The organism is Catonella sp. (assembly GCF_052173895.1).
Classification (GTDB): domain Bacteria; phylum Bacillota; class Clostridia; order Lachnospirales; family Lachnospiraceae; genus Catonella.
The window spans coordinates 20231-43203 of sequence record NZ_JBQMXS010000013.1 but is presented as its reverse complement, the minus strand read 5'-3'; the positions used below and the strand labels follow the sequence as shown (position 1 = coordinate 43203).

Sequence of the window (22973 nt, the reverse complement as noted above, 5' to 3'; positions counted from 1 at the left end):
AGAATACAATGGTTTTTTTAAACCCTATTTTTTGGATGATTTTGCTGGTGATTTTACCAATATATTATAGTGTTAAATCTATAAATGTAAAAAATGCAATATTAGCAATATTTAGCATTTTTTGGTATATTAGATATGCTGAGTGGAGTTCGTTATATTTGTTTACAACTATAGTTACAACTTGGGTTTATGGATATTTATATGAGAAATATAAAAACTCAAAAACTGTCCATGCTTTCGCATGGTTTTTGGGAATAGGTATAAATTTAGGAATTTTACTTGTTTTAAAATATAACAGCCTTTTGGTTACTGATAAATTAACCTTTTGGGTGCCACTTGGGCTTTCATTCTATACATTTCAAGCTTTAGGGTATTGTATAGATATAAGGAATGGAAATTGTGAAAGAGAGAAGAATATTTGGAATCATATATTATTTTTATGTTTTATACCACAGATGGTAACAGGTCCAATTTCAAGGAAAACCCAGCTGGGTGGAGAATTTTTAAAGGGAAAAAGATTTGATTATGAAATGGTGATAGCATCTTTATATAGGATGACTTGGGGATTTTTTAAGAAAATTGTTGTAGCTAATAACTTGGGAGTACTTGTATCTGCAATATATGTAAACTATGACAGTGTTTCGGGCGTTCTTCTTGCAATAAATGCCATGCTTTATGTAGTGCAATTATTTTGCGATTTCTCAGGGTGTATGGATATAGCTATCGGAGCAGCAGGACTCTTTGGAATTGAAGTAGTAGAGAATTTTAATAAACCATTTATGGCAAAGAATGTATCAGAACTATGGAGAAGATGGCATATTACCCTAGGTACTTGGGCTAGAGATTATGTTTTTTACCCAATACTGCTTTTTGTGAATAGAAAGACTCCGAAGAGTTTTGTAAAAAAATTAGGCAAGAAAAAATTTAAGAAGCTTTCTACATACATGGCACTAATTATTCTATGGAGTATTGTCGGCCTCTGGCATGGTGCTGATTTTAAATATTGGATTGGCAATGGTATGTTGTATGCTGTTATAATAATACTGGGAGAAATTTTAACGCCGGTATTCAATAGAATAATAAAGTTACTAAAAATAGACACTGAAAGCAAGCCTTATGAATATTTTCAAAGAACGAGAACTTTTTTAATATTCTGTATTGGGAATATATTTTTTAATCTAACTTCAGTGGAAATGGCATTTAATGTACTATCAAGAATTGTGACTAATTTTGTAAGTAATATATCTAATTATGCTTTTTATTCATCAATGCTTGGCAATGAAAAACTTAAAGTTATAATTGGATTGGTAGGTATGGCTATATTTCTTTTGTTGTCGGTATTTGAAGTTGATATTAAGGATAAGATGAGAGTTAAAAATGTTATTTTTAGATGGCTTAATTATGCAGGAGTAGTAATAGTGATTTTTTTGAGTTTTATATTACAAAATGGAGGCTATGGTGATTCACTGAACTTCATATATATGCAGTTTTAGATGTAGATGGCAAAAAAATAACATTAGGAAGATATTATGAATAATAAGATAAGTATTATTATCCCTGTATACAATGTAGAAAAATACATAGAGAGATGTCTTAATTCCATTATCACACAATCATATACCAATCTTGAAATTATTCTTGTGGATGATGGTTCTACTGATAGGAGTGGAGAAATATGTGATAGATATGCTCTTGTAGATAATAGGATTAAAGTGTTACATATTAAAAACTCCGGAAGAGGAGAAGCTAGAAATGTAGGATTAGCACAGGCAAAAGGGCAATATATTGGTTTTGTAGATAGTGATGATTGGGTTGAAAGAGATTTGTATCGATGTCTGATGGAGAGTATAGAAGAAACTGGGGCAGATATATCGATTTGTGCATATTATGAATGTCTTGCTGAGAATAAAACTGCAAAAATGTTATATGAAAATAACTTTGTATGCAATAGCAAAGAGGCATTACACTTTACAATGTCAAATGTAAAGAGAAAATATTGGTTTAATATTGCTATATGGAATAAGCTATACAGAAGAGATGTGATTAAAAACATTAGGTTTAAAGGTAGAGAATATGAAGATATAATGTACAATGCAGAAGTCTTTTACAATGTTTCAAATGTGACTTATGTATGTAAATGTCTTTACGATTACAGATTGAGTAGAAAAGGAAGTATAATTACCGAGGGATTTCAAAGAAAGACAATAGAAACTGAAATGAAATTTAAGGAAGAAAGAGTAGAGTTTTTTAAGAAGAATAATGAAAAGAAACTGGCAAGAGATGCAGAAACGGTAGTAATACATGATAAGCTCCTGTATTATGTATTTATGTTATTGTCAGACGATGATTATGGCGAACATATTAAAAAATATGAGAAAGATTTAAAAAAAGCAAAATTTATTGCAGATGCAAAAACTAATATTGCCTTGTTGATATTTAAGTGTTTTCCTAAATTATGGGTACTTATTATTAAAAAGAAGTATAATTATTGAAAGGTATGAGGTATAATGGAGAAGTGTACTATATTGGTAAACAGTTGTGATAAGTATGAGGATACTTGGTATCCTTTATTTAAAATAATGAAGGCTGAGTGGAAAGACAGAAAATGGCCTATTGTACTAAATACTGAATCAAAGGCTTTTGACTATGAAGATATGGGAATTAGGACATTACAGTTATATAAGTGTGGTGTTAAAGATAGGTGGGGGAGAAGACTACTTGAAACATTAAAGAGGATAGATACAGAATATGTGTTAATGTATCTAGATGATTTTTTTCTATCAAAACCGGTTAATCAAAATATGTTAGATAGGTGTGTAGAGTGGTTAGATGCCAATCAAGATGTAGCAGTATTCTGTTTTATGCCGTCTTATGGTGAAAATATAAGAGATAATAGATTCGAAGGTTTCGAAAAGAGACCACAGAATGGGGAATATAGGCTTAATTGTCAGGCGGCTATATGGAGAAAAGAAGAACTCATGGAATACACACAACCTAATTATAATCCTTGGGAATGGGAGATTTTTGGAAGTATAAGAACGAGGAAAAGTAAAAGAAGTTATTATTCTATTATAAAGGGAGAAGAACTTCCTTTTGAATATCAGTTAAGTGAAGGAACAGGAATATATAGAGGAAGATGGGTAGATAAGGTGGTTATACCTTTATTTAAAAAATATGAGATTAATATTGATTTATCTGTAAGAGGTATAGAAAAAGAACCATTTAATGAGAAGTCAAAAGAAAGAACTTTTTTGAGGAAAGTAAAGGATAGGATAATGTACATTTGTGCAAAATACATTTAGAAATTATAGGAGAGTTGTTATGAGCTTAAAAGCTGATTTAATAACCAAAATAGCTAAACATGAGAGAATTAGGTTTTTGGCAAAGTTTTTAAAAAATTTTAATAATATGGAGTTTATTAAAGATGTAAATAATCTCTATAACAGTAGAACACTGTATAAAATAACTCAAAAAGGTAATAAGGAAAAGGGGAAAGTACTTTATCTTATAAATGAAAAATATGCTTACTATGGGTTTTGTGCAATTTTAAGGGAAGTAATTGAAGGGTGCATGGTTGCCGATGAGTTGGGATTTTATCCGGTTGTAACAATGTCGGAGTATTCTCATTATGCTGAGGAAAAAGGATTTTTAGGTAAAAACAATCCTTGGGAATATTACTTTGAACAGCCGGTGGGTATCGGTATTGATACATATAATCAGGGATTTAGGACAACCTCGATGAGTAGAGATGATCTGGCTATGATAGCTGAACGCTATAATAATGATGGGTATAGATTAAGCAAAGATTATTTTAGCGAGACTGCAAAAATTTGGAGAAAATATATAAAAATTCGAAAAGAACTTGAATTTGAATTACAAAGTAAAGTTGATGAAGTTTTTGGTAAGGGGACTAGAATACTTGGTGTACAGGCAAGGGGAACAGATTTTAATCAGGGTTATTATAATCACCCTAAGCCAATATTGCCTAAAGATTATTTTGAACAAATAGATAAAGTTATTGAGAAATATGATTATATATTTTTAGCAACTGAGGATAATAATAACCTTGAGAAATTTATTGCTAAATATGGAAGTAAGTTAATATATCACAAGGATATTCTTAGATCTTCTACTGTTGATAACCCTATACATGTAAAAGATAATAATTACTTTAAAAGAGATTATCCTAAGTATAGCTTGGCAAAAGATGTAATGCTTGACATGATGTCGCTATCTAAATGCACAGGAATTATAACAGGTATGTCACAGGTTTCAATTTGTGCAAGGATTTGGAAACTTGCAAGAAATGAACATCTTACTGATGATGTCATTATGGATAAAGGAGTATTTTCGGATAGAAAACACAGCTTGAGTATAAAAGAGGGAATTAAAAAATATGGAATAAAATTTGATGGTTGGTAATTATAATATACTAATTAATCAAATAGGAGACCAACTATGAAAAAAATAGCTATAATGCCTAGTAGTTGTATAGAGAAAGATGACAAAGTATTTAGACAACCTAAGTGGGGAAAAGTGAAGATAGAGTTTGAAAAAAGGAATATTGAATTTCATACTCTTGATAAATATGAAGATTGGGAAGAGATAGATTGGATTATTTGTGATAATGGTTATAATGCTTTTGAGGATTATTATTGGCTTGAAAAAATATGGAAGATGGGACAAGGTAAAAAGCTGATATATATAGCTGAAGAGACGGAAGTGATAGACATAAGGCATAGTTCTGAGAATATTAGGAATTTATTAAAAATTTTTCCGTATATAACAATTTGGGATTTGAGTATAAAGGATAGTAGGATATTTTCTTTAACAATTCCTTCATTTCATTTTACAAATATAAAAAGGGGAAAAGAGTTTAAAAATAGAAAATTTATGGTCAATATATCAGGCAATAAAAGTTCGAATCATCCGAAAGAATTGTATGGTGAAAGATTGGCTTTTATAGAATATTGCGAAAAAAACGGCATAGATTTTACTTTATACGGAACTGGATGGAATTTAGAAGAAAGACCGAGTTATAAAGGTTGTGCTAAAAATAAGCTTGAAATTTATGAAGATTATAAGTATGCACTCTGCCTTGAGAATGCAAGGGATATACCTGGTTATATTACAGAGAAGATAATAGATTGTTTTGCAGGAAATGTAGTGCCTGTATATGCCGGTGCTAAAGATATAAGCAAGATTATTCCACAGAAACTTTACATAGATTATTTTGCTTTTGATAGTAAAGAAGAACTTATAAAATATTTGGAAAATATTTCAGAAGAAGAATGGAATGAAAGATTATTAGCAACCAAAAAGTTTATAGAGGATGAAGGGCTTTATTTGTTTACTGCAAAAGGTTTTGTTGATAAATTTATTAATATATTTTCTGACAAGCCATATATAAAACTTATGGAAAATAAACTGTATCTGAGAGTATTTATTTTAAACAGATTAAAAAAAATAAAAGATAGTCTTAATTTGCAAAATATAAGTTGGTTGGTTAAAATTTACAGAAAAATATTAGGACTGAAAGGATAAAAATAAATGAGTGTAAGAGATGGTGTAACAATGTTTCTTAGTAGACATGATAAATTACGTTATTTGCTCAGATGCCTTAAAAGAGTAAACAATAATGAGTTTGTAAAAGATATAACTAATCTACATAATAAATTATTATATAGATTAGTCCTAAAATATAAACATATTTACAAGATTATTAGAAAATTTGCAAAAAAGTATAAGAGGTATACAGTATAATATATATGAGTGGAGGAAAAAGTGAAAAAAGCAATTATTACAGGAGTTACAGGACAGGATGGTTCTTATTTAGCTGAATTTTTATTAGATAAAGATTATGAAGTTCATGGCGTTGTAAGAAGATCCTCCATTGAGAAAAAGGAAAGAATAGACCATCTTATAGACAATCCTAATTTTCATCTGCATTATGGAGATTTAACTGATTCGTTAAGTTTGGTTAAAATTATTTCTAAAGTTGAACCGGATGAAATATACAACCTCGCAGCACAAAGCCATGTAGCTGTTTCGTTTGAAGTACCTGAGTATACAGCAGATGCTACAGGAACGGGAGTTATAAGACTACTTGAGGCTATAAGAACATGTGGCTTTGAAAAGAAGTGTAAATTCTATCAGGCATCAACTTCAGAGTTATTTGGAAAGGTACAGGAGATACCGCAAAGTGAAACTACGCCTTTTTATCCTTATTCCCCTTATGCGGCTGCAAAACAGTATGCCTACTGGGTAGTAAGGAATTACAGAGAAGGATATGGCATGTTTGCAACCAATGGAATTCTCTTCAACCATGAGTCTGAAAGAAGGGGAGAAACCTTTGTTACTAGAAAAATAACCTTGGCTGCAGCAAAGATTGCAACAGGATTGCAGGATAAACTGTATCTTGGAAATTTAGATGCACTTAGAGATTGGGGATATGCAAAAGATTATGTGGAATGCATGTGGCTTATGTTACAGCATGACGAGGCTGATGACTTTGTTGTAGCGACAGGAGAGCAATATTCTGTAAGAGATTTTTGTACCAGAGCATTTAAGAGAGCTGGTATAGAGCTTAGATGGGAAGGCAAGGGAGTAGAAGAGAAAGGAATTGATGTAAGTTCTGGCAAGACAGTAGTAGAAGTGTCACCTGAATTCTTTAGGCCTACAGATGTAGTTACTCTTTTAGGCAATCCCACAAAGGCTAAGGAAAAGTTAGGTTGGAATCCTAGAAAGACAAGTTTTGATGAGCTTGTAAATATTATGGTAGATAGTGATATTAAACTGGTTGAAAAGTTAAAATAAGAGTTAATCATAAAGGAGACATGATGATAGTTGAGAAGACTAATCTTAAAGGAGTTCTGCTAATAAAACCTGATATTTTTGAGGATTTTAGAGGAAATTACACTGAGGTATATAACGAAAAATTATATGCTGAAATGGGTATAACAGATAAGTTTATTCAAGATGATTTATCTACTACATACAAGGGTGTACTTAGAGGTATGCATGGTGATCCTAAAACGGCAAAGTTAGTTCAGTGTGCTTATGGTAGGATTTATCAGGTTGTACTGAATAATGATAAAAACTCAGATGAATATGGTAAATGGCAAGCATTTACACTTACTTCTGAAAATAGGCATCAGGTATATATTCCTCCTATGTTTGGTAATGGTTTTTATGTACTCAGTGATGTAGCAGTATATAATTACAAACAGACTACAGTATATGGTGAAGCAAAACAGTTTACGGTTAAATGGAATGATCCTGAATTTGGTATAGTATGGCCGGATGATAGTCCTGTATTATCCGAGAGAGACAGATAGTGCGTAGTTAGAATTAGGAATGATAGCTTTATTAGTAAAATAAATGTTGATTAACATTAGATTTTATCTAATAAGTTTGCTGAAAGCTCAAACTGTATAGAGCATATTCACATATCAAGTAAAACATAAAATTTTAGGTCAATTAATTTAAGGAGAATTTATGATAGAAAAATATTTTACAAAGCATGATATTAAAAAGCAGTTTGATGTTGAGAGTGTATCTGATATATGTTTTAATGATATAGAAGAAGAAAAACTTAGATATTTTATTCTTGAGGGGGGGGAAAAAGAAACAGCTATTTTACAGCAGTTTAAACGACTTAAGGAAGATAAAAAGCAAGTAGCTACACCAGAAAGAACAGAAGTTTGGGAAAATGGATGGAGTGAAAATTATGAAGAATTTAAAGCAACCCTAGACTTGTCTTCGCTAACGCCAAAGTATTTCAGTGTAAACGAATGTAGATATAATCAAGAATTCGTAAAAGGTGATGGATATGCATTTAATGATATGCTCCAAAGAATAATAAGGAAGCATATATTCACTAAATATATGGCAGAATTTTCTAATATATATGAATTTGGTTGTGGAACGGCATTTAATCTCGTTGACTTGGCTAAAATATATCCTGATAAAAGTTTGTATGGCTTTGATTTAACTTATGCATCAGGTAAAATTATTAAACTGATAAAGGAACATTTTGGATACAATATTGAAGGAGGACAATTTGATTTCACAAAACCAGATGAGTCCATAAAGATAGAGAGAAATAGTTGTATATACACTTTTGGTGCACTTGAGCAAACATATGATATGTGGAGTCCATTTTTGGATTTTATAATTGCAAGAAAACCTGCGTTATGTATACATTTAGAACCTATTGAAGAGTTTTATGATGAAGATAATATATTGGATTATTTAGCGCTTGAATTTCATAAAAAACGACACTACTTAAAAGGTTTTTATACTAGATTAAAGGAACTTGAACGAGATGGGGTAATAGAGATAATAGAGCAGAGAAGACTTTTTTATGGTAGTTGTAATGATGAAACTTCAGGATTTATTGTTTGGAGGGTAAAGTAATTTGTTAGATAATAGTATAATTATTAAAGACTGTGAAAAAATAATAAAGGAACTTGATTTATCACCATTAAGAAATAGACGAATATTAATTACAGGAGCATCAGGGCTTATAGGTACATATATTACTTATTGTATATTTGAGTACATGAAAGCTAGTAATAATGTAATTGATTTGACCTTGGCGTGCAGTTCAGGTATACCGGAACACTTAAAGGAACTATCGCAAAAATCTCATTGTAAATTTATTATAGGAGATTTGACTGATGAAATTTTTTTAAATTCATTAGAAAACTATGATGATATTATACATGCAGCTTGCTACGGACAGCCTGGTAAATTTATGGAAGATAAAATAAGCACTATAATGTTGAATACTTATTCCACAAAAAAGCTTCTTGAAAAAGTAAATGATAATGGAAGATTTTTGTTTATAAGTTCAAGTGAAGTATATAGTGGTTCTACTGAATTGCCATATAAAGAAAGTTGCAGTGGAGTTACAATGCCAGATCACCCTAGGGCTTGTTATATTGAGGGAAAAAGATTAGGGGAAGCTCTTTGCTATGCATTTTCTGAAAAGAATATTAATGTTAAGATTGCAAGAGTAGCATTAGCATATGGTCCTGGTGTAAAAAGAAATGATAAAAGAGTACTATATAATTTTATTCAAAAAGCTATATTGGAACATAAAATTGAAATGCTAGATAAAGGCGACTCAAAAAGGGTATATTCTTATGTGGCAGATACAGTTTATTTGCTATTATCTATAATGTTATATGGAAAAGAAACCTTGTATAATGTTGGTGGAGATTCAGAGGTTAGTATAAAGGAACTTGCAGAGTTAGTAGGAAGTGAGTTAGGGGTAGAAGTGATTGTGCCGGAAACAGGTGACAATGGTTTAAATGCAGCACCACAGACAGTTAAGATGGATATAAGTAAGGTTACAAATGAGTTTGATAAGAAACAATTTATAGGTATAAAGGAAGGTATTAAGAGAACTATAGAATGGTATAGTCAGATAATTTAATGAGGTTTTTATATGAATAATAAAGAATTAAAAAATATAAAAAAAGAAATATTAAAGGCTTGTTATGTAGCACGAGAAGGTCATGTAGCCAGTTCATACTCCATATTAGATATATTATATGTATTATATGGAGATGTTTTGAATATTTCTCCGGATAAGGTGAATGATGTCAATAGAGATAGATTTATACTTAGCAAAGGACATGCGGCAATAGGGTATTATGCAATACTTAGACATTATGGATATTTTTCGGATGCAGTTGACTCAATGTGCAAATATGGAAGTATTTTGGGTGGACATCCGGATGCAAATAAGATAAATGGTGTAGAAGTGTCAACAGGTTCACTTGGTCATGGATTACCGGTAGCGGTCGGGATGGCTTTAGGACTAAAGATATTGAAAAATGATGCTCATATATATTGTCTGATAGGTGATGGTGAGATAAATGAAGGAAGTATGTGGGAAAGTTTATTGATTTGTAATCACCATAAATTAAATAATATTACACTTATTTTAGATTATAATCATTCAACGGATAGAGCAATTGATATAAAGGATATTGGCTCTAAATTTGAATGCTTTGGTTTTGAAACGGTATCTATTGATGGCCATAACCATGATGAAATACGAAAAACACTGTTGATTCGTGGTGATAAGCCTGTGGCAGTGATAGCTAATACAGTTAAAGGCAGCGGTATAAGTGAAATGACTAATAATCCTGCTTGGCATCATAGAATACCAACAGAAGAAGAGTTGAATAGATTTTTGGAGGAGTTATCATGAAAATGAGACAGCAATTTCCGGTAACAGTTGAAAGACTTATGGGAGAAAATGATAACATTGTCACCTTACTTGGTGATATAGGTGTGTGGTCTTTTAATTCGTCGAAAATAAAATATCCAGATAGAGTATATAATATAGGTATTTTAGAACAAGCGATGATTGGCACTGCAGCTGGGTTAGCAAAAACAGGTATGATACCGATAGTTCATACAATAGCACCATTTATAGTTGAAAGAGCATATGAACAATTAAAACTGGATTTTGGATATCAAAAAATGTGTGGAAATTTTGTGTCTGTTGGAGCATCGTATGATTATTCTGGATTAGGAATGACACATTATTGCCCAGCTGATATAAATATTTTATCATCTATACCTAATATGCAGCTAGTACTTCCAGGCAATGCAGAGGAATTTGATGCTTTATTTAGTCAGGCATATAATAATGAATACCCGACATATTTTAGAATAAGTGAGGAAGAGAATTCAGAAACTTTGAATGTAGATTTTGGAAAAGCCAAGATAGTAAAGAGAGGCAGTCTAGCAACAGTTATTGCAGTTGGCTCAATGTTAGATAAGGTTTTAGAGGCAACGAAAGATATGGATGTGACTGTATTATATTATAATTGTGTTGAGCCATTTGATTATGATACCTTATATGAATTTTTTGATATTCCTAAACTAATCATATGTGAACCATATTATAAAGGGGCTGTTTCAAAGAAAATTTTAGATAATGAAAGATTTTATAAAGGTGTTATAATTAATATTGGTGTTCCAACTGTTAATATAACATCATATGGAACTATATCTGAAATTAATGAGAACTTAAATTTGTCGTCGTATAAAATAAAAGAAAGAATCACAGATGTAATTTATTTATAGAAGGATTTAATGATGAATAAAGAGTCTAAAATTTATGTTGCGGGAAGTTATGGTATGGTAGGTTCTGCGATAGTGCGAGAGCTTAAAAAAATGGATTTAATAATCTGATTTTAAAAAGTCATGGAGAATTGGAGCTTTGCAACAATAAAGATGTTTTGGATTTTTTCTGTACAGAAAGACCGGAATATGTATTTATGGCAGCGGCAAGAGTTGGTGGGATTAAGGCGAATTCTGAATATATGGCAGATTTTCTTATAGAAAATATAAATATACAAAATAATATACTGGAAGCATCAGGAAAAATAGGTGTAAAAAAACTATTGTTTTTAGCCAGCTCTTGTATATACCCCAAAGAAAGTGAACAACCGATTAAAGAAGAGTATCTGCTTTCAGGGAAACTTGAGACTACTAATGAAGGCTATGCTCTTGCAAAGATAGTTGGACTAAAAGCATGTGAGTATTTGAAAAAGCAATATAGTGCTAATTACATAAGTATAATGCCAGCAAATGCATATGGTGTAAATGATTCTTTTGATACAGAAAATTCTCATGTAATTCCTGCACTCATAAAAAAATTTCATGAGGCAAAGAAAAATAATTTAGAAAAAGTTGTTATGTGGGGGAGCGGTAAAGCTAAGAGAGAGTTTATTTTTGTGGATGATCTGGCCTCTGCTTCAGTTTTTGTTATGCAAAATTATGATGGGTTAGAATTTTTGAATGTTGGTACAGGTGCAGAAGTTTCTATGTCAGAACTTGCCGATATAATTAAAGAAGTTGTAGGATTTAGAGGTCACATAGAATATGATACAACCAAGCCTGATGGAATGTTGAGAAGAATAGTTGATAGTTCAAAGATAAATAATCTTGGTTGGAAGGCTGAAACATCATTAAAAGAAGGAATTGAGAAAACATATAAATGGTTTCTTGAACATATAAAATGATTTTAGGTGTGATATAGATAAGGAGAGCCAGGTATGAAAATTTTACTATTGTCAGGTGGTTCGGGACAGAGGCTTTGGCCTCTGTCAAATGATTTTTGTTCGAAGCAATATATAAAGGTGCTGTCTGGAGATGATGGAAGGCAATCTATGTTGCAGAGAGTATTTTCACAGCTTAAATCTGTGGAAAAGTCGGATGATGCTGTTATAATAGCGAGTGAAGCACAAAAAGATATTATTTACAGCCAACTTGGTAGTAATACGAAGATAGCATTTGAGCCTTCAAGAAAAGATACTTTTCCAGCTATTCTACTGGGCTGCTCATGGCTCTATGAACAAGGTTCTAATGAGGATGAAGTAGTAATAGTGATGCCTGTAGATCCTTATGTTGGAAGGGATTATTTTGAGAATTTTGAATTACTTTCCGACAAGTTAATTGAAAGTGGAAGTGATATAGCTCTAATGGGAGCAATACCAAGCTATCCTTCTGAGAAATACGGATATATTATTCCGGGAGAGAAAAAGGACGGATATTTTGAGATTAAAGGATTTAAGGAAAAACCACAATTAGAAGAGGCCGAGGAGCTTTTGAGACAGAAGGCTCTTTGGAACTGTGGAGTATTTTGCTTTAGACTCAGTTTAATGAAAGATTATTGCTTAAAATACGGTTTTGATTTTTCTTATTCTGAAATCAAAGAAAACTATGAGAAACTACCAACAATCAGCTTTGATTATGAAGTACTTGAAAGGAGTGGAAATAAGATTGGTATAGAGTATGGAGGTACTTGGAAAGATATAGGTACTTGGAATACTCTTACGGAGGAAATGGATGTAGATAGTATAGGTGAGGTATACATTGATAATACATCAAATTCTACGCATGTAGTCAATACTTTGGATATTCCACTAATTGTTATGGGAGCGAATAATCTAATTGTATCTGCTACATACGATGGTATACTTGTTGCGGATAAAGATAGGAGTTCCTATTTAAAAGATAGCTTGAATAAGATAAAAATATCTCCACGATATGAAGAGAGACAATGGGGGACAATCAAAACGATAGATAGGTCAGAAGAAGGTGGAAGAGGAGTCTGTACAAATAAAGTTAAGGTGGTAGCAGGAAAGTATACATCTTTTCACAGGCATACAGAGCATGATGAAGTAATAACCATACTTTCGGGGGAGGGTCTGCTTGTGACAGAAGATTGCATTTTGAAACTTACCCCTGGGATTTCAGTTACAATAGAGGCTAACAGATTTCATGCAATAAAGGGAAATAAAGAGCTTGTATATATTGAAATACTGTTGGGGAATCTTGAAAGAGATGATATTGAGAGAACTTTGTATGATTGGAATGATATTATGCAGAATTATTTTGATATAAATGGAAGATTATAAAATAGCTGAATGGAGTAGATATGTTTTCAGTAATAAAAAAAATTAACAAACTATTAAATGCCAAGCAAAAAAGTCGCTTAGCTATATTAGGAGCAGTAACTATTGTAGGTGCATTTTTAGAGGTAATAGGGGTTTCACTCATGTTACCTCTTATTACAGCCATAATGCAGCCGGATATAATAAGAACTAATAAATATATAGCCTATGTGTGTAATATATTAGATTTACATTCACATAGGACTTTTGTAATTGTATGCATTATTGCTGTAATTTTTGTATTCATATTTAAAGATATGTTCTTAATTATGCAGTATTATATTCAGACAAGATTTGTGTGTAACAATCAATTTGCAATGCAACAAAGAATGTTGAGTGGTTTTCTTAATCGTCCGTATGAGTTCTTCTTAAATACTGAATCGGGAGAAATACTTAGGGTGATCCAGTCAGATGTACCATCTACGTATGCACTTTTAACTACGGTTCTTGGAATGTTTACAGAATCTGTGGTCGCATTATCCATATCAATTACAATTTTTATTATCGATCCGATAATGACAATATTTGTAATAGTTATGATGGGTATTGTAATGATAGCTATATCTAAATTAGTAAAGCCTATATTAAAAAAGAAAGGTGAAGAACTTTTAATACATAATTCTCTTATGTATAAATGGCTTTTGCAGAGTATTAGTGGTATTAAAGAAATTAAAGTGGGGAATAAAGAGGATTTTTTTAAGATTAATTTTGAAATAAGTGGAAAAAAGAGTATTAGTGCAGAAAAATGGAGAGCTGTATTTTCAAATATTCCAAGGCTTATGATAGAAATGGTATCTGTATGTTCAACATTAGCGTTTATAGCATTTATGATATATAAGGGAAAGGAAATTGAAACTTTAGTTCCAACTCTAGGTGCTTTTGCTATGGCTGCGATGAAGCTTATGCCAAGTGCAAATAGAATAATTGCAGGTATCAATCAGGTGGTATTTCAGCTGCCTTCATTAAATAAACTTTTAGAAGATATTGAACTTTTTGAAGAGGATGAAATAAAATATGCAGCTTATAGGAAAGATAGTAATAGAAAGACTGTAAAAAAATTAACTTTCAATAATAAAATAGAACTGAAGGATGTAACTTACAGCTATCAAAATTCAGATAAACTCATTCTAGATAAAGCTAATATGACAATACCAATAGGTAAGTCGATAGGTATAATAGGTGTTTCGGGAGCAGGTAAGACTACTGCTGTAGATATAATTTTAGGGATATTGCTTGCTAAGAAGGGAGAAGTTTTAGTAGATGGTGTAAATGTGATGGATCATTATCAGGAGTGGATATCTAACATAGGATATATTCCACAAAATATATTTATGTTGGATGATGATATTAAAAGTAATATTGCTTTTGGAGTCAAAAGTGATGAACAGGATGATAACAGGATATGGCAGGCTATAAGAGAGGCTCAGCTTGAAGATTTTGTAAAGGGTTTAAAGGATGGTATTCATACTCAAATTGGAGAGAGAGGAATGAGGTTGTCAGGTGGGCAAAAACAGAGAATTGGTATAGCAAGAGCATTATATTCAAATCCTGAAGTAATTATCTTTGATGAGGCTACATCTGCACTTGACAGCGAGACAGAGTCGGCGGTTATGTCATCTATTAATAGTCTTCATGGAAAGAAAACCATGATAATTATTGCACATAGATTACAGACTATAAAGGAGTGTGATGTAGTATATAGAGTCGCAAATGGTAAGATAGAGATAACTAGAGAGAGCATAGATTAGTGTGGTAAGGCTATAAGAGAAAAGTTATGAGAAAAATATTAATAATTGCAAAAAAAATGATTCCTGTAAAAGTAAAAAAAGAACTTAAGTTAATTTTTGCTCCACTAAGACGAGTAGTTGCTAAAATTTTATCAATAAAGAATAAACAGATTAAAGATGTATCAATTATATCTAATAATTGTATAGGTGCAGATATATCAAGGAAGTTATATCTGAAATACAATAGTCCCACTGTCAATATGCAAGTACTACCAGGGCAATTCAGTAAGTTTATCTCTAATTTAAAATACTATTTAAATATTGAACCTATTGAAGTTTTGGTATTGTCAGAAGTAGAAAGATGTATGCTTAAAGAGATGTATGGCGTATGGGAAGAAGATAAAATACCATTTCCAATTGGAAGAATAGATGATATTTTATTGTGTTTTCAACATTATAATAATTTTGAAGATGCTGTTAGAGCATGGAATAGACGAAAAGGTAGGGTAAATTTCAAGAAAATAGGATATATTTTGGTAGCAGATGTCATTAAGTATAAAGAAGACATAATGAGATTTTATGGATTAAATATTGAGAATAAATTGTTGTTTTAACCAGTGATTATAAGGAATATCCTGAATATACTTCAAGTTTAGTAACTGATAACTTAACTGAAGTACATAGAATTTACTGCCCAGGGCATCATTTTATGGATAAAGATGAAAATGGAATTTCTTATTATGAAAGAGATTTTAATTCTAATAAATATTTAAGAGAAATATCTAGATAATATGTATATGTTACAGACTTAATTTCTACATTCTAACAGATTGTGCTAATTAATTTAGTAGTGTAAGGGGGATAGGTTTGTGAGAATAACTTTGGATAAAAGGAAAATAAACAGATGGTGTACTAAGTATATTTATTGACAAATTATTGAGTAATGAGGAAACAACATGAATAAAAAAATAGTCATTCTTATCCCTTGTTATAACGAGGTTATAACCATAGGAAAGGTAGTTAGTGATTTTAAGAAAGAAGTACCGGAAGCTGAAGTTATAGTATATGATAACAATTCTTCAGATGGAACGGATGAAGTAGCGAGAAAAGCAGGGGCTAAAGTATTTTATGAGTATAAGCAGGGAAAGGGAAATGTTGTAAGGTCTATGTTTAGAAATATTGAGGCAGACTGCTATGTGCTTGTGGATGGAGATGATACATATCCGGCGTCTGCGGTAAAGGAGCTTATTAAACCTGTTCTTGATGATGGAGCGGATATGGTAGTTGGTGATAGGTTATCTACAACTTATTTTACAGAGAATAAGAGGGCATTTCATAATTTTGGAAATAAGTTGGTAAAGGGACTGATAAATAAATTATTTAAAGGTTCAGTAAATGATATAATGACAGGATACAGGGCATTCAGTAAATCTTTTGTAAAGAGCTTTCCGATAGTATCTAAAGGCTTTGAGATAGAGACGGAGATGACAATTCATGCATTAGATAAAAATATGTACATAGTTGAAGTGCCGATTGAATACAAAGATAGACCGGAGGGCAGTGTTTCCAAATTAAATACTGTACAGGATGGAATAAAGGTAATGGGGACTATTGCTAAGTTATTTAGGGATTATAAACCATTTGTCTTTTTCTCTGCGATAAGTATTTTAGTGTTTTTATTCGGTTTTATATTTTTTGTAGGGGTTTTAATAGAATATTTTGAAACCGGATTGGTCAGTAAAATCCCAACTTTAATAGTATCTTCATTAATTATGTGGGGAGGAGTATCGCTTTGGCTTGCCGGAGTTATACTTCATGTAATAGTTGGTAAACATAGACAGCTTTTTGAACTGCAAATGAATATTTTAGACCAGCTTGATAAAATAAATAGTAAGGAAGATGGGATAGAGTAGAGAGGGTTTTATGAAGAACTGGAATATATTAGATAAGTTAATTGCAAAGCTTAGGTATGGTCAAGTAAATAAATATGTTGTAGAAGGTCAGACCATAGTTGATATTGGCTGTGGCAGGGAGGCTGAATTCCTTATGTCGCATAAGGAGAAGATAGGTAAGGGGATTGGTTTTGATTTTCGAATTGAAGATAGAGAAGAGGAGAATATATGTTTGAAAAATAATAAGGGGGGGGGGTAGCACCTTGCCTTTACCTGACAATTCTGTTGATACCGTTTTTTTAAATGCTGTATTAGAACATTTGACAAATCCCTATATTGTGTTAAAAGAATGCAAAAGGATTTTGAAAGAAAACGGTAGAGTGGTAATGACCACACCTACAAGGGCGGCAAAGCCTGTTTTAGAGTTTATGGCATTTAAGTTACATATTATAAATGAAGATGAGATTTTAGAGCATCAGCATTATTATAATAAGAAAGATGTGATAAAGCTGGCATCTGACTTGGGGTTTAAACTTGAAAAGTACAGTTTCTTTGAACTTTTTATGAATAGCTTAATAGTTTATAGAAAGTAATTGATACAATAATGATAGGGAGAGCATCGTTGGAAAATAGAAAAGAAAAATATATACATATTTTTGCTGTTATAGTATTTTTACTTACCTTTATTTCGCTTTTTATAATTTATGGTATATGCTATACACCTGATTCGTATGGTTATATGGCGATGAATCTTATTAGGGAGCCTTTATATCCTTTATTTTTGGCAACTTTAAGAAAGATTTTTGGAGAGGGATTTTATCCGAAAATAGCAGTAATATTACAAATTTTGCTGGCAGTATATGCTGTATTTTCTTTTTGTAAAAATATTACAAAGAGGTTCAATATAAAAGGGTTTTATACAGTAAGTGTATATTTTTTGTTATATGTTTATTATTTTATGGCACTTCCTTTATATATTATTATCAAGTTGGACTCACCGCTAGTTACTATGCCGCTTGCCATACTTACAGAGGGAATAGCATATAGTATTTATTTATTGTACCTTAAATCGTTGATTTTGGCAGGATGTGATAAAGATTTTAAAAACTTATTCATGGCTATGGGCTATGCAGGTGTTATGTCACTTATAAGAGCAGGGCTTATGTCGACTATTATAGCAGTTATAATTGTAGGGCTATATATATCTATTACAGGCAGTGAAAAAGTAAAACAGACTCTAATGGTTGTTGCGAGTGGAATTTTTGTATTTGTATTTATATTTGCCTTTGAAAATGTATATTTTTTGGTAAGCCAAGGCAGGATGATGATGCACACTTATGGAGCTGTTACTTCTTTATCTAATATAATGTATACAGCAGATAAATCAGATACGGATAAGTTTGAAGATGAAAATTTGCGTAAAATTTTTGAAAAGACTTATGAAGAAATGGTGAGTAATGGACTATGTTATAATGCAAAGCCAAACTTAAATCTGATAGATAGAGGTTTGCATATAGAGCAAGCCCATGATTTTATTAAATTTAATGCATTTGAAAGTGCAATGCAAGAGAAGTATATTGAACTTAATATTACAGATGAGATAGAAAAAAACATTTATCGTGATAATGTGGCGAAAAAAATAGGTAGAATTGTAATAAGGGAGCATATAGGAAGATGGCTTGAGGGGTATGTGTCACTATGCATTCAAGGTTATATAAGAACGGTTGCATATGCACCTCAGAGTTTAATTATGAGGATATTTACCTGTATTATTACAGTTGTTTTTGCAGTAGGACTGTTTATTAATAGAAGAAATAAATCGGTGATTACTTGTTCGTTAATTACGCTGTTATCCATTGTGGGAGTGGTTTCGTCTACATCGCTGGTAATTATGTGCATGACGAGGTACATGGTTTATAATTTAGTTATGTTTTACACCTGTATAATAATAATGTGGTGTAATCGTAAGGTTACAGACGAGAGAGCATACAGTGGTCTGAGTGATTGCGTTTAATATTTTATAAATACATATTAAGTAGAAAAATGATATATAACATAAAGTTTAAGAGAAAGGTAATTAACATGAAAGCACTTGAATACCCGTTTGACGAGAATTATATCTTGTCAAAGAAAAAGAAAATTAAGAAGGAATTGCTTGGCTCAGGAATTAGTTTTACAGATACTAGAGTAGCAATACTGGGAGGTTCAACAACCAACGATATTAAACTGGTTATGGAACTTTTTCTGCTTGATTATGGCATTAAGCCATCATTTTATGAATCGGAATATAACCGCTATTATCAAGATGCGGTATTCCCTAATGAAGAACTTGAGGAATTTGCACCAAAGATAATTTATATTCATACAACTAATAGAAATATTACGGAATATCCAAAGGTAACGGACTTTCCCGAGACGGTAGATGAGCTTATCAAAAATGAAATGCAGAAGTTTATATTGATGTGGACTAAGCTGGAAGAGAAGTACCATTGTCCTATTATTCAAAACAATTTTGAAATGCCGCTTTATCGCCTTATGGGGAATAAGGAGGCAAGTGATATTCATGGTAAGATTAATTTCATTAACAGGCTTAATGAAGAGTTTTATAAATATGCAAGAGAACATAACAATTTTTACATCTGTGATATTAATTATATTTCGGCAGATTATGGCTTAAGGAAGTGGCAAGAGCCATTTTACTGGTATATGTACAAATACGCTTTGAATGTATCTGCCATACCATATCTTTCTTACAATGTTGCAAATATAATTAAATCATTGCTTGGTAAGAATAAAAAGGGCTTTGTGCTTGACCTCGATAATACGCTTTGGGGCGGAATAGTTGGAGATGATGGTGTTGATAACCTTGAGATAGGTCCTGAAGAGTCGGGCGGACAGGTGTATACGGAGTTTCAAAAGTATATTAAAGAGCATAAAGACTTAGGCTTGGTATTAAATATTGCATCTAAAAATGAAGAAGAGAATGCGATAGCAGGGCTTAATCATCCCGATGGAGTTCTTAAACCTGATGATTTTATAGAGATTAAGGCTAACTGGAATCCGAAGGATAGAAACTTTGCACAGATAGCAGAAAGCCTAACCTTACTTCCTGAGAGTCTTGTATTTGTAGACGACAATCCTGCTGAAAGGGCGATAGTAGCGGGTAACTTGACTGGAGTCAAAGCTCCTGAAATAGGAGAAGCTCATAATTATATTCAAGTTATAGACCGCTCAGGTTTCTTTGAGGTTACCAACCTTTCAAAGGATGATTTGAGCCGTAATGAAATGTATAAGGAAAATGTGCAGAGAGCTAAACTTCAGGCCTCATTTGAGAATTATGAGGACTATTTACTATCTCTTGAAATGATTGGCACAATAAAAGGTTTTGAGCCTATTTATACAGCAAGAATTTCACAACTTTCCAACAAGAGTAATCAGTTCAATCTGACAACAAAGCGTTATACTCAGACTGAGATTGAGGAAGTTATGGAAAATAAAGAGTACATTCCTCTTTATGGAAAACTGGTGGATAAGTTTGGTGATAACGGTCTTGTATCAGTGGTTATCGGGCATATTCTTGAAAATGTTTGCCATATAGATTTGTGGCTTATGAGTTGCCGTGTACTGAAAAGAGATATGGAATTTGCTATGATGGATGAACTTGTAAAAAGGTGTAAGGAGAGAGGTATAAATAAGATAAGAGGCTACTATTATCCAACTGCTAAGAACAATATGGTAAGGGAGTTCTATGCTTTACAAGGATTTACCAAAGTTTCTGAGGATGAGACTGGAAATACTGAGTGGGAATTTGATATAATGGATAATTATGAAAATAAAAATAAAGTAATAAAGGTGGAGGAATATTAAGAGCTACATCGGGGAGAAAAATGGAAAATAAAGAGCTTTTATATCATGGAAGCAAAGAAATAGTCGAATTTCCTGAGATAAGATTACAAAAATATAATAAAGATTTTTATTTTGGCTTTTACTGCACTAATATAAAAAAACAAGCCATAAGATGGGCAACAAGATTTGAGGGAAAAGGATTTTTAAGTGAGTATGAGTATATACCTAATAAAGATTTAAATATTAAAAAGTTCTCTGAAATGACAGAAGAGTGGTTGGATTTTATTGTAGAATGCAGATTAGGCAAACCGCACAATTTTGATATTGTTGAAGGACCTATGGCAAATGATACAATATTTAATTATGTTCAGGATTTTGCAGATAAAAAAATAAGCAGAGAAGCGTTTTGGGCTTTAGCTAAATTTAGCAGACCAACCCATCAGATAAGTTTTCATACAGCAAGGGCTCTTACAACATTGAAGTTTGTAAGGGGAAGAGAGGTAAATTTTGAAGAATGATAATGACCTGTTTTTTACCTGTAGTTTAATTGAATTTATAGGAAGAAGGCAGAAGCTCAAACGCTCGGATGTAGTTCAATACCTAGGTGAAGAGAAAATAAAAAGAATTTATAATTACGCAGATGTTTTCCACTGTGAGCTTATAGAAAAAGTTGCAGATGATTTTATAATACGGTGTGAAATTCCAAATGGAGAATTCGACAATGTAGAAGAATGCAGGTACGCTATACCTGATTACTGGGTTATAGGTGCAGTATATGAACGCCTTATTGAAGATATTTCTGAGTATTCAGGGAAAGATATTATAGCTTGTCTATTGGAAGTTTATTTTTCGTGGATTGACAAAACAATATCGAATTATAACTCGGATTTCTTTTATCAATCAAGGGAGTATATTGCAATGTGCTATAAAGAAGGAAAAATTTTAGAGTAATATAAAATTATAATCTTATAAAATGGAGGAACAGAAGATGACAAGAGAAGAAGTTTTTGAGAAGCTCAATGAGGTGTTTAGTGATGTATTTGATGAGGAAATAACTGTAAATGATGCAACGACAGCTGATGATATTGAAGACTGGGATAGTCTTGAGCATATCAACCTCATAGTAGCTGTGGAGAATGAGTTTGGCATCAAATTTAACATCGGTGAAGTAAATAAAATGAAGAATGTGGGTGAAATGGTTGACATAATCCTTAGCAGGATATAAAAGTATTGACAGAAAAAGCTACATTGTATACAATGATACAAGTGTTAGATTTTAGTGTGATTGTAGTGCATGGAGGCTTTAGAGTTAAGAATGGATAATATAGACAATTCATATGAACTTGCAGATAATTATTCTTTAAGGGGTAGAGTATTTGGAAAGTTAAGAGAGGACATTCTCTTAGGCAAGTACAAGGAAATGGAAGAACTTAAGGAAGTAGTTATAGGTAAAGAGTTAGGTGTAAGCAGGACTCCTGTGAGGGAGGCTCTTAGACAGCTTGAACTTGAGGGACTGGTTACTATTATCCCTAATAAGGGAGCGTATGTAACAGGAATTTCCGATAAAGATGTGAATGATATTTTTATGATAAGGTCATATCTTGAGGGGCTTTGTGCTGCTTGGGCTTGTGAGCATATTACTGAGGAACAGCTGGAAGAGATGGAAGAGTCTGTATTTTTAGCGGAGTTTCATGCTAAAAAAGGGCATTTTGACCAAGTGGTGGAACTTGATAATAAGTTTCATAAACTTTTATACCATGCCTGTGGTAGCCGTATTTTATCAAGGCTTTTAGTTGACTATCATCATTATGCCCAAAAAGTAAGGAAGGTAAATCTTTCTGAAGAAAAAAGAGCTGAGCATTCAATTTTAGAGCATAAGAGAATAGTAGATGCCATAAGAAATAAAAATGTAGATGCTGCAGAAGAATATGCACATGACCATATAATGGAATCAATAAATAGAATGCATCTTGCAGAGAAAGAAAATAAAGAATAAAAAGAGGCAGTGAAGAAATTAAATATTT

General features: G+C 32.0%; 24 protein-coding genes. All 24 read left to right on the top strand.

The genetic code is table 11. The features are described 5' to 3' along the window. Positions 1–8: 8 nt before the first annotated feature. The gene (locus tag ACTTG8_RS04730; RefSeq protein WP_442560974.1) at positions 9–1493 is read left to right on the top strand and encodes an MBOAT family O-acyltransferase; all 1485 of its coding nucleotides are present in this window, start codon (positions 9–11) and stop codon (positions 1491–1493) included. A gap of 36 nt (positions 1494–1529) precedes the next feature. Next, complete coding sequence (locus ACTTG8_RS04725) at positions 1530–2492, top strand: glycosyltransferase (RefSeq protein ID WP_442560973.1); 963 nt, start codon at positions 1530–1532, stop codon at positions 2490–2492. A gap of 15 nt (positions 2493–2507) precedes the next feature. Continuing rightward, the gene (locus tag ACTTG8_RS04720; RefSeq protein WP_442560972.1) at positions 2508–3302 is read left to right on the top strand and encodes a hypothetical protein; all 795 of its coding nucleotides are present in this window, start codon (positions 2508–2510) and stop codon (positions 3300–3302) included. A 19-nt stretch (positions 3303–3321) separates the two neighbouring features. Continuing rightward, positions 3322–4422, top strand: coding sequence for a hypothetical protein (locus ACTTG8_RS04715; RefSeq protein ID WP_442560971.1), 1101 nt, complete (start codon positions 3322–3324; stop codon positions 4420–4422). Between the two features lie 36 nt (positions 4423–4458). After that, positions 4459–5544, top strand: coding sequence for a glycosyltransferase family 10 domain-containing protein (locus tag ACTTG8_RS04710; protein ID WP_442560970.1), 1086 nt, complete (start codon positions 4459–4461; stop codon positions 5542–5544). A gap of 240 nt (positions 5545–5784) precedes the next feature. Next, positions 5785–6816, top strand: coding sequence for a GDP-mannose 4,6-dehydratase (gmd, locus tag ACTTG8_RS04705; RefSeq protein WP_442560969.1), 1032 nt, complete (start codon positions 5785–5787; stop codon positions 6814–6816). Between the two features lie 20 nt (positions 6817–6836). Beyond that, positions 6837–7337 (top strand): dTDP-4-dehydrorhamnose 3,5-epimerase, encoded by a 501-nt coding sequence (gene rfbC / locus ACTTG8_RS04700; protein WP_442560968.1) that lies wholly within the window; start codon positions 6837–6839, stop codon positions 7335–7337. 160 nt (positions 7338–7497) lie between these two features. Then, the gene (locus tag ACTTG8_RS04695; protein ID WP_442560967.1) at positions 7498–8418 is read left to right on the top strand and encodes a hypothetical protein; all 921 of its coding nucleotides are present in this window, start codon (positions 7498–7500) and stop codon (positions 8416–8418) included. A gap of 1 nt (position 8419) precedes the next feature. After that, positions 8420–9442, top strand: coding sequence for an NAD-dependent epimerase/dehydratase family protein (locus tag ACTTG8_RS04690; protein WP_442560966.1), 1023 nt, complete (start codon positions 8420–8422; stop codon positions 9440–9442). Between the two features lie 12 nt (positions 9443–9454). Continuing rightward, positions 9455–10225 carry a transketolase gene (locus ACTTG8_RS04685; RefSeq protein ID WP_442560965.1) on the top strand — a complete coding sequence of 257 codons (771 nt, stop codon included), beginning with the start codon at positions 9455–9457 and terminating at the stop codon, positions 10223–10225. Further along, on the top strand, positions 10222–11109 hold the full coding sequence (locus tag ACTTG8_RS04680; RefSeq protein ID WP_442560964.1) for a transketolase family protein: 888 nt from the start codon (positions 10222–10224) through the stop codon (positions 11107–11109). The genes ACTTG8_RS04685 and ACTTG8_RS04680 overlap by 4 nt, the downstream gene beginning before the upstream one ends. A 155-nt stretch (positions 11110–11264) precedes the next feature. Continuing rightward, complete coding sequence (locus ACTTG8_RS04675; protein ID WP_442560963.1) at positions 11265–12050, top strand: GDP-L-fucose synthase family protein; 786 nt, start codon at positions 11265–11267, stop codon at positions 12048–12050. A gap of 33 nt (positions 12051–12083) precedes the next feature. Further along, a complete protein-coding gene (locus ACTTG8_RS04670) occupies positions 12084–13448 on the top strand; it encodes a sugar phosphate nucleotidyltransferase (protein WP_442560962.1) in 1365 nt (454 codons plus the stop codon). Positions 13449–13468: 20 nt separating this feature from the next. After that, on the top strand, positions 13469–15232 hold the full coding sequence (locus ACTTG8_RS04665; protein WP_442560961.1) for an ABC transporter ATP-binding protein: 1764 nt from the start codon (positions 13469–13471) through the stop codon (positions 15230–15232). Between the two features lie 26 nt (positions 15233–15258). Further along, the gene (locus tag ACTTG8_RS04660; RefSeq protein ID WP_442560960.1) at positions 15259–15825 is read left to right on the top strand and encodes a DUF1919 domain-containing protein; all 567 of its coding nucleotides are present in this window, start codon (positions 15259–15261) and stop codon (positions 15823–15825) included. Between the two features lie 342 nt (positions 15826–16167). Then, positions 16168–17124, top strand: a complete 957-nt coding sequence (locus ACTTG8_RS04655) for a glycosyltransferase family 2 protein (protein ID WP_442560959.1) — start codon at positions 16168–16170, stop codon at positions 17122–17124. A 10-nt stretch (positions 17125–17134) separates the two neighbouring features. Continuing rightward, the gene (locus ACTTG8_RS04650; RefSeq protein ID WP_442560958.1) at positions 17135–17362 is read left to right on the top strand and encodes a hypothetical protein; all 228 of its coding nucleotides are present in this window, start codon (positions 17135–17137) and stop codon (positions 17360–17362) included. Between the two features lie 4 nt (positions 17363–17366). Continuing rightward, complete coding sequence (locus ACTTG8_RS04645; RefSeq protein ID WP_442560957.1) at positions 17367–17696, top strand: class I SAM-dependent methyltransferase; 330 nt, start codon at positions 17367–17369, stop codon at positions 17694–17696. 29 nt (positions 17697–17725) lie between these two features. Continuing rightward, on the top strand, positions 17726–19117 hold the full coding sequence (locus ACTTG8_RS04640) for a hypothetical protein (protein ID WP_442560956.1): 1392 nt from the start codon (positions 17726–17728) through the stop codon (positions 19115–19117). A 68-nt stretch (positions 19118–19185) separates the two neighbouring features. Further along, positions 19186–20970, top strand: a complete 1785-nt coding sequence (locus ACTTG8_RS04635) for an HAD-IIIC family phosphatase (protein WP_442560955.1) — start codon at positions 19186–19188, stop codon at positions 20968–20970. A 20-nt stretch (positions 20971–20990) separates the two neighbouring features. After that, on the top strand, positions 20991–21467 hold the full coding sequence (locus ACTTG8_RS04630; RefSeq protein WP_442560954.1) for a DUF3990 domain-containing protein: 477 nt from the start codon (positions 20991–20993) through the stop codon (positions 21465–21467). Beyond that, complete coding sequence (locus ACTTG8_RS04625; RefSeq protein WP_442560981.1) at positions 21454–21900, top strand: hypothetical protein; 447 nt, start codon at positions 21454–21456, stop codon at positions 21898–21900. The genes ACTTG8_RS04630 and ACTTG8_RS04625 overlap by 14 nt, the downstream gene beginning before the upstream one ends. A gap of 37 nt (positions 21901–21937) precedes the next feature. Continuing rightward, complete coding sequence (locus ACTTG8_RS04620; protein WP_442560953.1) at positions 21938–22174, top strand: acyl carrier protein; 237 nt, start codon at positions 21938–21940, stop codon at positions 22172–22174. 90 nt (positions 22175–22264) lie between these two features. Continuing rightward, a complete protein-coding gene (locus tag ACTTG8_RS04615; RefSeq protein ID WP_442560952.1) occupies positions 22265–22945 on the top strand; it encodes a GntR family transcriptional regulator in 681 nt (226 codons plus the stop codon). Positions 22946–22973 lie beyond the last annotated feature (28 nt).